Source organism: Baaleninema simplex PCC 7105 (assembly GCF_000332355.1).
Lineage (GTDB): Bacteria > Cyanobacteriota > Cyanobacteriia > Cyanobacteriales > Geitlerinemataceae > Baaleninema > Baaleninema simplex.
The window spans coordinates 70599-80736 of the sequence record NZ_KB235958.1; the positions used below are offsets into that span (position 1 = coordinate 70599).

The window sequence follows — 10138 nt, forward strand, 5'->3', positions numbered from 1 at the left end:
TGTATTATGTTTGTTGTTATGAAAATTGAGGAAATCAAGTCGAAAGTTAAAGCTCGACAATATGTTTATACCTCTCATGGAGATACCGAACGTAAAGCAGATGGATTAATGGTTAGTCAAGTTCGAGAAGCTATCTTAAATGGAGAAATCTTAGAACAGTATCCAGATACAGGACGAGGAGAAAGTTGCTTGATTTTGGGATTTGCAAACAAAATCCCTATTCATATTGTTTGTGGATGGCGTGGTAAAAAAGTTGCAATTATTACAGTTTATATTCCTCGTCCACCTAATTTTTTGAATTCCCAGATTCGATCGAAAGGAGAAACCAATGGCGAAAGTGAGATGTAACAGTTGCGGAAGTTCTAGATTTGAAGAACGAAAAGTTGACTACCTTTACAGTCATCAAGGCAAATATCTAATCGTCCAAAATACACCTGTAGAAGTGTGTTTAGATTGTGGGATGATGTACTATGACGGTGCAGTGCTTGAAGATATTGAAGAACAGTTTTTATCGATTTACGAAGGAAATAAAGAGCCAGAGAGCTACATCAAGATTCCTACACAAACCTATTGCAAGCCATAACAAACCCCATGAACTACATCCCACTCGTCGCGCGTATTTGCCTCGCTACCATCTTTCTGAGAGCGGGAATCAGTAAAATTATGGGATTTGCTGCAACCGCTCAAATGATGGGCGATCGCGGGTTGCCGATCCCGGAAGTGCTGCTCGTCGGAACCATCGTGTTTCAACTCCTTGGCGGCTTGTCCCTGGTTCTCGGGTACAAAGTTCGCATCGGCGTCGTTTTATTAATTCTGTTTCTCATCCCCGCCACGATCGTCTTTCACAATCCCACCGATCCCGAACAAACCACCGCGTTTTTCAAAAATCTCGGGTTACTGGGTGGGTTGTTGATGGCGTTTTATTTCGGTTCGGGACCGGTGAGTTTGGATCGCGGGCGGTAACTGTCGTTTAATACAGCCAACTTCGATAGTCTGGCGAGGCGTCTTTCATGTCTTCGTACAGCCAAACCATGCGATCGAGAAACCAAAACTTCCCGCATAAGACGAGACAAGTTCCCAGCAGTACGCTCCAAAGATTCAACACCACCAACCCCCAAACCAGGAAGGGAAGCCCCAACGCTGAAATGCTGTTGAGGACGTTGGGTGCGTTGCGGTGGTGGCGAGGAACGGGGATTTCGTCGCGGTTGAGCCACACTCGCTCGCCGAGAACGGCTTTTGACGCCCAGTTATCCGTAGAGGCGGGTTTCTCGAACAGGCGGGGATTAAACCACATCCAGAATAGGGATAACGCCACCGGAACCATCGCCCACCACCCCAGCCATACCCGACTCCAAATCGCCGCGACGAGCAAGGGTAGAACTGTGGTTCGAGTCCAAACGCTCCAGGGGTTGGCGTGTCGCTGCCACACCGTCTCGCTCATGCTGAAGGTTTGGGCAATCCGCTGTTCGAGGTTCATGGTTGCTGATGGCTCTCGATAAGAGGTTGCTTTTACGGTAGCAAACGGCAACGGCGAACTTGACGCGAGGAGCGATCGGCTAAATTGGAACTATCGCCACACCCGGACAATTCCCGACGATGGTTCAACTTCCCAAACCCGCTCAAATTCTCGTTCAATGGTTCCCCTCCGGATTGTTTGGAGGCTTGGCCGTTCACTCCGCCATTGCTGGCGATATCCGAGAGGCTGTCATTTCGACGGCGATCGCTGCTGCGGGTTCCATCTGGGCGAGTTACAGCAAAGGCTTCATGGAAACGATGGAGAAGGGGGCGAACGAACGGGGACAACGCACAGCGGAACAGATACTCATCGCCACCGACAAGCTCCCCGGAAAGCTGAAATGGAAGCTGTCGGGATTCCTCGGGAAGTATTACAACAGCCTCATCGACTACTACTGCGAACTGAAAACCGAGGGATTTAACGTCGGGTTGCCCGTGTTGGATTTAGAGGATGTCTTCGTTCCGTTGCGGGTGGTGCAGGAAATCCCGCGAAACGTACCGGGAGGTGTGGTGACGCGCCAACCTGTAACCTTGCCAGGTGAAGGCGAAACCCAGCAACTTTGGGATTTTTTGAGGGAAAGTCAAAAAACCCGAAGCTATCGCCGTATTGCGGTACTTGCGCCGCCGGGTTCGGGGAAAACGACGCTACTCCAGCACGTTACGCTGATTTACGCTCTGAAAAAACACGGCAAACACAACGCGCCGAAACGGGTTCCGGTGTTGATGCGGATGCGGGACGTGCGAGATCGCCTCGTGCAGTCAAAACCGCCCAATTTACCGCAATTGATTCGAGAGCGAGTTAAAAAATTACCCGCCTGCGAAACCTTAGAACCGCCTGCGGGGTATTTCGAGAACCTGCTGCGAAACGGGCAGTGTTTGGTGATGTTGGACGGGTTGGACGAGGTGGCGGATGTTAAAGAACGCCAGACGGTGAGCGATTGGGTTAACAAACAGATGCAGCGATATTCCAACGCGACGTTCGTACTGTCGTCTCGTCCCCACGGCTTCGAGGGGGAACGTCTCAACCACGTGGGAATTGTGCTGGAGGTGCAACCGTTTAACCTGGAACAGATTCGGCAGTTCGTGCAGTCTTGGTATCGACAAACGGAGATTCGCCAGCGAGGGGGACGAGATACGCCTGCGGTGAGAGCCGATGCGAAGGAAAAAGCGGACAATCTCATCGAGGCGTTGCTGTTGAATCCCGCGATTCGCAGGATGGCGAGCAATCCGCTTTTGGTGACGATGATTGCCACGGTTCACGCCTTGGGGAACGCACTACCGAGGCGACGGGTGGAACTGTATCGAGAAATTTGTGATGTGTTGTTGGGGCGGCGACTGTATGCGAAACGGTTGAAGTTACCACTCGAACCGGAACAGAATCAGAGAATTTTACAAGTGCTGGCGTTGGCGTTGATGGAAAAGGGTAAACCGACGTTTGAGTTGAAAGCAGTAGAACCGCTGATTCAAGAACAGTTAGCGAAAACCAGCGGACAGACATTAACGCCAGCACAGTGGGTGAAGGGGATTAAAGAAGATGTGGGTTTGTTGGTTGAGAAAACGATCGGCAGCTATGAATTCGCCCATTTAAGCTTTCAGGAATACTTGGCAGCAGTTCAAGTCAAAGAACTGAAGCAAGAAAATCTTCTGCTGCAAAATTTTGAGGATTCGTTTTGGGCGGAAGCCATTCGACTGTATGCCGCACAAAGTAACGTGTCAAATTTAATTCAATACGCGATCGACAATCAAAACGTCCAAACCTTGAGCTTAGCTTACGATTGTTTGGAAGAAGGTCGAGAAGTCAATCCGCAGGTGAGACGGAAAATTGAAGAAATCCTAGAAACCGGTTTGTGTTCTGACAATCCAGAAATTGCAGCAATGGCAGCGATTGTCATGCTATCGCGCCGTTTAAATCGCTTGCTGGAAGATGACGCTGGACTCGCGATCGATTTGTGCTATCTCAATCAAGCGGAGTATCAATTTTTAATTCATCAAGGGGACGAAAGCGAAAATAGAGCTGCTTTAACTTTGGAGATGACTCCAGCAGAAGCAAAGAAACCGGCTACCCCGATTGAATATGCCCTCGTCTCGCAAGCATTAACTCGTTTAAACCAACAGGATTTGCAGTCAGAACAACAAGAAGAGGGAAGTTTTTATTATTATCGACTGCCGACAAGTGAGGAACTATCGTGTTACCCGGCTAGACATTATCGAAATTTAGCCTGTTGGACAGAGAAAGATTTCGAGACGGGATCGCAGTCCAAAGGAATTCGCATTTTACGAGAGAAAATTCCAAAGAAATATGAAACACTGGCGAACTATCTCGCGGCGGGAGCATGGGAAGAGGCAGATAACGAAACACTTGCGGTGATGCTAAAAGCTGCCAATCGAGAAAGAGAAGGCTATCTAGATAAAGAGTCGATCGAGAATTTTCCCTGTGAAGACCTGCGTGCGATCGATCGACTTTGGGTATACTACAGTAGTAGGCGCTTCGGTTTTAGCGTTCAGAAGCGAATTTACGAGGAAGTCGGAAAAGACTGGAGTAAGTTGTACGATCGGGTCGGTTGGAATTCTGTACGATATGTGGTGGATGCCCCTGTGGGACATCTCCCTTCATCTCCCTTGTGTGGGACATCTCCCTTCATCTCCCTTACTTCAGTATATCCGAGTGGTCTCTCGCGCACATTTCGAAGCCGCATTGCGGGGGGTCTCTCGCGCGCGTACACCATTAGGCGTGGTACGGCGGGTTGTACTCTTCTCTCGCGCAGCGACTTGTAAACTGTAACATATAAGCGCCACAGCCGTTTGAGAAAAGTTTGAATTTACAGCTTCTCCGACGAGAAACTTAGTCTTTGCGCGTTTCCATACCTGGCACTCCCCCCTCTCTCTTCTCTTACTCTTCAAACTGTTGTGCGACAATCTTCGGGTCGTAACAGTTCGCCAACACGAACTGTTTGGCAACTTTACGAATTTCAGAATCGTTCGCTTCCCATCGATTCCAGGGAAGGCTCATTTGTCCCGGTGACACCTTCTTGTTTTGTCCGGTTACAATTTTAGAGAGTGCTGATAGAGGAAACTGGTTATGGATTCGACGTTCGCAAAAGCCACGTCACAGTTCGATCGTCACGAAGTCGTTCGAGTTAGTATTACGGAATTTCGGGACAAATTCAGAGAAATTTTACAAGGAATCCGAGAAAACGACGATTGGGTTGTTCTGACAGAAGACGGAGAAGCTGTCGCCGCAACCATTTCTATAGAGGCGTTTGAGTTTTTCTTGCGGATGTACGAGCAAGTTGAGGATGAAATTGATTTAGCAGCCGTTCGGAAAGCGAAGGAAGAAAGTGATGACGGTGAGACGATGACGCTTGAGGAATTCAAACGCGAATTGGATGACTAGGGTGCAGTTGTGAGCTATATTGTCGAGTTAAAAGCTGCTCCACAGCGACAGCTTAAAAAACTTGAAAAGCCGATTCGGAATCGAATCCTCAAAAAACTCGAAGCGTTAGCGATCGAACCTCGTCCCCCAGGGGTTAAAAAACTATCGGGAGAAGAGGAAACTTATCGAGTTCGAGTTGGTGACTATCGCATCATCTATCAAATTTTCGATCGCATTTTGCGGGTTTCCGTGATTCAAGTTGGACACCGTCGAGAAATTTACAAAAAGTAAATTCAATAAATTTCAATTTTTGCTGAATTTTTTTTGAATTTTAATTACATTTTTCAAAAATGTAAAATCAATAAAATCTTAAATCATTTGTTATGAAAACTCCTACTCAAACCCGATATTATACGCCGCAAGAATACCTCGAACTCGAAGAACAATCCGAGGACAAACACGAATATCGAGATGGGGAAATTGTGCCAATGGCAGGAGGGACAACCAATCACAATAAAATTGCGTTGAACTTTTGTCGCCAATTTCCCCTCAGTATTGGTGACATCGATTACGAGGTGTATTTGGGAGAAGTCAAACTGTGGATTCCCAAATATCGACAGTACACTTATCCCGATGTCATGGTCATTGAAGGGGAGCCGATTTACGAAGGAACGGGAACGACGACGGTTATTAATCCGACGTTAATTGTTGAGGTGTTGTCGAATTCAACGCGCAATTATGACCAAGGGGATAAGTTTGATTTCTATCGATCTCTCCCTCAGTTTCGCGAATATCTCCTCATCTGTCCGGACGAAGATCGCGTCAAACAGTTTTCTAAAACCTCGGAAAATCAATGGTTGCTGACGGAATATCGAAACCCCGAAGATGAAATTCAATTGAGAGCGATCGCGTTTCAGATTTCGCTACGGGAAATTTACCGACGAGTCAATGTTCGGGAAACCTCAAAAAATTGATTCTGGCTCAAACTCCAAGGGTGGAAATCCTTGCAATTTCGCTTTGCTAAGGAGAGGTGTCGGCGGATGTCCTAGCGCAAGCGCGTTAACTGTACGCGGTAGCGTTGTTTCTTCGTAATCGCCACTTCTCCCACTTCCAAACGTCCTTTTCCTCGAATCGCGATGAGATCGCCGGATTTCACCGTGTAACTCGACTGTTTGGCTGCTTTCCAATTCACACGCACGTCACCGCTACTAATCAGCGATGACATCTTGCTGCGAGACATTCCAAATCCCGCCGAAGCGATCGCATCGAGACGCATCGACGCTTCTACCGTAGTCATTTCCTTCTTCTTCGGGGGACGAACGCGCAATTCTGTCAGGGCGATCGCCTGGGTTTTCACCGGAACCGATCGCACTTGCGTCAAATTCATCTCTAAAAATTCTACGAGGTCGGGAACCACGATCGCCTGAGCGCCTCGCTCTCCCAACACGAGAATATCCCCGGTTTTCTCCCGCACGATTCCCGTTCCCAACATCGCCCCGAGGAAATCTCGGTGTGTGGCGGTGTCGAAGAGAAAATTTCCCGCCATTTCAACGGCGACGACTTCCACGTTCGCGGTATCGAGGGGAAGTTCCGATCGCGCGATCGCGAGTCGCTGGCGTTCGGCTTGCGGATATCCCCCCCAGGCGACAGCACGAACCTCGGTCAAGCGAGAAAATATCTCGAGGGCTTCCATTAATTCCGGCGGCGATAGAAAATCGGTCTGGGCAATTTCCCAAGTTTTCAACGCATCTTCGGCGCGATCGAGAATCTTTGCTACAGCCTCTCGATTTTCGACACTATTTAATAATTCGTCTCTCGGTAGCATACGGGGAACGGGGAACGGGGAATAGGGAACGGGGAATAAAGAGACAGCGATCGACTCTCAATTATTTTCTTGATAGCCTTGTAAACTTTCGGGTTTGAAGCGTCGCAGAATAGGGGTGGCCTCTTGAATCTGAAATCGCGAACCGCTGACGACGACGATATATTTTCCGCGACGCAGGCGATTGCGGTAGGGGAGGGCGTCTCCTGCGCCGATAATGGCACCGACACCGCCTCCAACGAACACACCACCCATCGCACCGGCGATCGCGCCCAAAAAACCGCCGATAATCTGATTTCCCACGACGCCCGCCCAAGGAAACGTCTGCAATCCTGTAATCGTATCGAACGCAAATCCCCCAAAAAATCCAAAGGGAACGAGCCACGTTACCATTTGCAGCGCCCGTCGTTTGGCGGTTTCGTTGGGGTCGATGAGTCCGAACTCGTCAGCACTTTTGTAACCCGCCCCCAGAATCGCGAGGGTGTCTGAGGGCAAACCCGCTTTTTCGAGTTCTGTATAGGCGGCTTCCGCTTGGATGCGATCGGGTAAAACGGCAACTAAGTATTCCATCGGGCTGTCTCGAACGGTAAAACCTGCTGCTTTCCAGCGTAACAGTTTGCGTCTGCCTTGATTTATAGTCAAACAAGAGTTCGATTGAAAACGAGTGCCAGACATGGACGCCGAGGACGCACGCCAACGCAATTTCGAGGTCGCGATCGCCTTCGTGCGAGAGACCGAACAGCAGTATCCCGACGCCTCCCCTCACGAAATCGCGAACCGACTGCGACGTCACACGCGACCGTCTTATACGGAAATGCTGTTCGATATCGCGACGTTCTCTCGTCAGCCCCATCTCGACAATCGCCTGGATTTAACGGTGTCTCTAGCCGGTCAAGTTACGGACTTCGCCCACTTCGTCGCCTCGCTGTCCGACCAGTTGCGCTTACCGCCTTGGGCGCAGTGGTTCGACGCCGCGACCCGCTGGACGGGAAAACACAGTTCTTGGGCTGGAGATCTCGGTCAAGCGGTCGTGGACTACCGCAATCGCCGGTTTTCTTCGTTGGACGAGGCGCTGGCTGCGGATGCCTCGTTTCCCGATTTGGCGGCGGACGTGGCGGCGGTTTGCATCGGCGATCGCCTCAACAGCCCGTTTCCTCCGACTGTATCTGAGGCGATCGGGCAGTTCGATCGCCGGCCTTACGAGGAAAGCGTGCGTCAGTTCCTCGAAGCAGAATTGAAAAGTGAGTTTCGGGGGCGAATCTTATGGAATTACAGCGACGTTCTCGAAACCATCGGTCGCGGTGTGGCTGAGTTTTTGATGTTTGTCGAGTTAAAACAAATTGCCAAAACCCGGCGCGTAGACGCCCGAATTTTGGAATTTTCCGAACGGTATCACCCCGATGTCGAGCAAGCTTCAGCTTATTTTGCAACGTATCTTAAAGAACGCAGTCACTCAATCTAAGTCCGAATAAAAAAAAGAATTGTGCTAAAATAGAGTGACTATTTTTTTCAAAAAACGCTTTCATAAAAAATGAAGAAAACAGGGATTTGCTCGCGATCGAGACCGATAGAGCCGTATAACAATCTCTCGATTCTCAACATTTCGAGTTTCTTCAAAGGCATCCTTTCCCTTCGGGCGATCGCTCGATTTCGAGCCGTTGTGAACGAGATGCCAGCCGCGACGCGACGGGAGAGCGCGACCGACCCCGCGATCGCCTCCTGGGTAGACAATTGCATCTGAAGATCGGAGCGTTGTCGATGCCGCGAGTGTTTCGTGTCAGTCTCGCGATCGTCGGGTTTTGGACGGTCGTGCTGTTGGGCTGCACCCGAATCCACGACCCCTTAACGGTGTCGTTACCCGATCTGGCAACGGGAGGACGAGTCCTCGGCGCGATCGCCAGTACCGTTAGTCATACCGTCGCCTCAGAGAACGCTGTCGAGATGCCCCAAATCGACGGCGATCGCCTGTTCCGCCACGTCGAAGCCCTCGCCTTTCCCCGGAACGACCGTCGCGATCGTCGCCGAGTCCGTCAGTATCTCTTAAACGCGCTGAGAGAGGCGGGATGGTCGCCCGAATTACGAGCCTTCGACGGCGGAGCGAACGTCGTGGCCACCCAGGCGGGAACCGACCCAGACGCCGGAACCGTACTCGTCGGCGCTCACTACGACACCGTTGCCGACTCCCCAGGGGCTGACGATAACGCCAGCGGCGTGGCGACCCTCTTAGAACTGGCGCGAGTCTTGCGATCGAATACCCACCAACGCCGTTTGACATTGGTACTGTTCGATCGCGAAGAAGACGGCCTCTTAGGAAGCCTGAATTTCGTCGCTCCCGAGACCACCGCCGACTTACAAGGGGCGATCGTCCTCGAAATGACCGGGTATGCCTGCTATGAAGTCGGCTGTCAAACCTATCCCTCCGGACTTGGGCGCGACTTCCCCAAAACGGGAACGTTTCTCGCCGTGGTGGGAAACGTCGCCGCAGCCGAATCGATCGCCGCCTTCTCCGAGCGCCGAGAGGCCGATCGTCGAGGGACAGACTTACCCGACGTCGAAACGCTGACGGTTCCGTTCGATGGCGTAGTGTTTCCCGACCTGTTGCGAAGCGACCACGCTCCGTTTTGGCTGGCGGGACTCCCGGCGGTGATGGTGACAGATACCGCCAACTTTCGCAATCCGAACTATCACCGTCCCAGCGATACCCCCGAGACGCTCGATCGCGCCTTCTTCACCGGAAGCGCCCAACTCGTCGTCAACGCAACGGCAACGTTACTCGAACCCGAAACGCTCGCATCGCGATCGCGCGTCCAGTTTCCCTGACCTGCTTCCATCCGACTCGAGTTCGCTCGGTATCATAGATAACGTCAACAACCCGCCGTCAAGCCTGTTAGCTATGACGGGGGCTTGAAAAAGCCCACAAGTTGACCAGCCTAAGTCTTCCGAAGACTACGTTACGTCCGAGAGTTTAAGTTCCTACCGACGAGTACGTTGCCAGCTTGTCGCTCTAGAACTGAAAAGTTAAACAGCTTAAAACGGGTTAAGGCAGTGCTTTTCAGAGAGTACCGAGACGTAACCTTGGCGAGGCAAACGTTACCCCTTTTGGGAGTTGTGTATTATGCACGTTTTCGTTCTAGACAAAGACAAAAACCCCCTAGCACCATGCCATCCAGCCAAGGCGCGGCGGCTCCTGAAATCCGGTCGTGCTTCGGTGTTTCGTCCCTATCCATTTACCATTATCTTGCACGAGATTGAAGCCAAAGATTGTGTCGTTCCGGAAACTCAACTCAACGCTTCGGCTCCGCTCAGCGTTGAGTCCGAGCGGAGTCGAGGACTCAAAATCGATCCCGGCTCGCAAACAACTGGGTTGGCTATCCTGTCCGAAAACCGAGTCATTTGGGCGTCCGAACTCAGCCATCGCGGACAGCAAA

Annotated in this window: 15 protein-coding genes; 11 read left to right on the forward strand and 4 right to left on the reverse strand. The window is 50.9% G+C overall.

What is annotated here, in order from left to right; translation table 11 throughout:
• Positions 1-18: 18 nt before the first annotated feature.
• From GEI7105_RS0102080 to GEI7105_RS0102090, 3 genes are read left to right on the forward strand one after another with little or no spacing between them, the layout of a single operon-like run.
• On the forward strand, positions 19-348 hold the full coding sequence (locus GEI7105_RS0102080) for a DUF4258 domain-containing protein (RefSeq protein WP_202804378.1): 330 nt from the start codon (positions 19-21) through the stop codon (positions 346-348).
• Positions 329-583: a type II toxin-antitoxin system MqsA family antitoxin gene (locus GEI7105_RS34260; protein WP_071591950.1), complete on the forward strand. Its 255-nt coding sequence runs from the start codon at positions 329-331 to the stop codon at positions 581-583. Before GEI7105_RS0102080 ends, GEI7105_RS34260 begins: the two co-directional genes overlap by 20 nt.
• Positions 584-591: 8 nt before the next feature.
• On the forward strand, positions 592-963 hold the full coding sequence (locus GEI7105_RS0102090; RefSeq protein ID WP_017658831.1) for a DoxX family protein: 372 nt from the start codon (positions 592-594) through the stop codon (positions 961-963).
• 7 nt (positions 964-970) lie between these two features.
• Here the strand turns inward: GEI7105_RS0102090 and GEI7105_RS0102095 are convergent, their stop codons facing one another.
• Positions 971-1477: a DUF6653 family protein gene (locus GEI7105_RS0102095; RefSeq protein ID WP_017658832.1), complete on the reverse strand. Its 507-nt coding sequence runs from the start codon at positions 1475-1477 to the stop codon at positions 971-973.
• Between the two features lie 119 nt (positions 1478-1596).
• On the opposite strand from GEI7105_RS0102095, the gene GEI7105_RS33035 reads away from it, so the two are divergent.
• The gene (locus GEI7105_RS33035; protein ID WP_017658833.1) at positions 1597-4290 is read left to right on the forward strand and encodes an NACHT domain-containing protein; all 2694 of its coding nucleotides are present in this window, start codon (positions 1597-1599) and stop codon (positions 4288-4290) included.
• A gap of 115 nt (positions 4291-4405) precedes the next feature.
• Here GEI7105_RS33035 and GEI7105_RS40300 read toward each other — a convergent pair whose 3' ends face one another.
• Positions 4406-4540, reverse strand: coding sequence for a hypothetical protein (locus GEI7105_RS40300; RefSeq protein ID WP_017658834.1), 135 nt, complete (start codon positions 4538-4540; stop codon positions 4406-4408).
• 54 nt (positions 4541-4594) lie between these two features.
• On the opposite strand from GEI7105_RS40300, the gene GEI7105_RS0102110 reads away from it, so the two are divergent.
• The 3 genes from GEI7105_RS0102110 to GEI7105_RS0102120 all read left to right on the forward strand — a co-directional run bounded on the left by GEI7105_RS0102110 (position 4595) and on the right by GEI7105_RS0102120 (position 5862).
• Positions 4595-4909 carry a DUF6290 family protein gene (locus GEI7105_RS0102110; protein ID WP_017658835.1) on the forward strand — a complete coding sequence of 105 codons (315 nt, stop codon included), beginning with the start codon at positions 4595-4597 and terminating at the stop codon, positions 4907-4909.
• A gap of 9 nt (positions 4910-4918) precedes the next feature.
• On the forward strand, positions 4919-5179 hold the full coding sequence (locus GEI7105_RS0102115) for a type II toxin-antitoxin system RelE family toxin (RefSeq protein WP_017658836.1): 261 nt from the start codon (positions 4919-4921) through the stop codon (positions 5177-5179).
• A gap of 92 nt (positions 5180-5271) precedes the next feature.
• On the forward strand, positions 5272-5862 hold the full coding sequence (locus GEI7105_RS0102120) for a Uma2 family endonuclease (protein ID WP_017658837.1): 591 nt from the start codon (positions 5272-5274) through the stop codon (positions 5860-5862).
• Positions 5863-5933: 71 nt separating this feature from the next.
• On the opposite strand, the gene GEI7105_RS0102125 is transcribed toward GEI7105_RS0102120, so the two are convergent.
• Both GEI7105_RS0102125 and GEI7105_RS0102130 read right to left on the reverse strand, forming a co-directional pair.
• The gene (locus tag GEI7105_RS0102125) at positions 5934-6713 is read right to left on the reverse strand and encodes a photosystem II electron transport protein, Sll1252 family (RefSeq protein ID WP_017658838.1); all 780 of its coding nucleotides are present in this window, start codon (positions 6711-6713) and stop codon (positions 5934-5936) included.
• A 57-nt stretch (positions 6714-6770) separates the two neighbouring features.
• Positions 6771-7280 carry a hypothetical protein gene (locus GEI7105_RS0102130; protein WP_026097363.1) on the reverse strand — a complete coding sequence of 170 codons (510 nt, stop codon included), beginning with the start codon at positions 7278-7280 and terminating at the stop codon, positions 6771-6773.
• Positions 7281-7383: 103 nt separating this feature from the next.
• Here GEI7105_RS0102130 and GEI7105_RS0102135 point away from each other — a divergent pair, with 103 nt between their 5' ends.
• The 4 genes from GEI7105_RS0102135 to GEI7105_RS28680 all read left to right on the forward strand — a co-directional run.
• Entirely contained in the window at positions 7384-8172 is a 789-nt protein-coding gene (locus GEI7105_RS0102135) for a hypothetical protein (protein ID WP_017658840.1), read from the forward strand.
• 69 nt (positions 8173-8241) lie between these two features.
• On the forward strand, positions 8242-8451 hold the full coding sequence (locus GEI7105_RS36535) for a hypothetical protein (RefSeq protein ID WP_144053637.1): 210 nt from the start codon (positions 8242-8244) through the stop codon (positions 8449-8451).
• 17 nt (positions 8452-8468) lie between these two features.
• Positions 8469-9530, forward strand: a complete 1062-nt coding sequence (locus GEI7105_RS0102145) for a M28 family peptidase (RefSeq protein ID WP_144053638.1) — start codon at positions 8469-8471, stop codon at positions 9528-9530.
• A gap of 295 nt (positions 9531-9825) precedes the next feature.
• On the forward strand, positions 9826-10138 hold a 313-nt coding region (locus GEI7105_RS28680), incomplete at its 3' end, for an RRXRR domain-containing protein (RefSeq protein ID WP_017658843.1).

What these genes read in the sequence shown, in the direction of transcription:
- GEI7105_RS34260 (WP_071591950.1), top strand. Translation starts at nt 329, where the DNA reads ATGGCGAAAGTGAGATGTAACAGTTGCGGAAGTTCTAGATTTGAAGAA.
- GEI7105_RS0102110 (WP_017658835.1), top strand. Translation starts at nt 4,595, where the DNA reads ATGGATTCGACGTTCGCAAAAGCCACGTCACAGTTCGATCGTCACGAA.
- GEI7105_RS0102130 (WP_026097363.1), bottom strand. Translation starts at nt 7,280, where the DNA reads ATGGAATACTTAGTTGCCGTTTTACCCGATCGCATCCAAGCGGAAGCC.
- GEI7105_RS0102090 (WP_017658831.1), top strand. Translation starts at nt 592, where the DNA reads ATGAACTACATCCCACTCGTCGCGCGTATTTGCCTCGCTACCATCTTT.
- GEI7105_RS0102095 (WP_017658832.1), bottom strand. Translation starts at nt 1,477, where the DNA reads ATGAACCTCGAACAGCGGATTGCCCAAACCTTCAGCATGAGCGAGACG.
- GEI7105_RS0102125 (WP_017658838.1), bottom strand. Translation starts at nt 6,713, where the DNA reads ATGCTACCGAGAGACGAATTATTAAATAGTGTCGAAAATCGAGAGGCT.
- GEI7105_RS33035 (WP_017658833.1), top strand. Translation starts at nt 1,597, where the DNA reads ATGGTTCAACTTCCCAAACCCGCTCAAATTCTCGTTCAATGGTTCCCC.
- GEI7105_RS36535 (WP_144053637.1), top strand. Translation starts at nt 8,242, where the DNA reads ATGAAGAAAACAGGGATTTGCTCGCGATCGAGACCGATAGAGCCGTAT.
- GEI7105_RS0102135 (WP_017658840.1), top strand. Translation starts at nt 7,384, where the DNA reads ATGGACGCCGAGGACGCACGCCAACGCAATTTCGAGGTCGCGATCGCC.
- GEI7105_RS0102080 (WP_202804378.1), top strand. Translation starts at nt 19, where the DNA reads ATGAAAATTGAGGAAATCAAGTCGAAAGTTAAAGCTCGACAATATGTT.
- GEI7105_RS0102120 (WP_017658837.1), top strand. Translation starts at nt 5,272, where the DNA reads ATGAAAACTCCTACTCAAACCCGATATTATACGCCGCAAGAATACCTC.
- GEI7105_RS0102145 (WP_144053638.1), top strand. Translation starts at nt 8,469, where the DNA reads ATGCCGCGAGTGTTTCGTGTCAGTCTCGCGATCGTCGGGTTTTGGACG.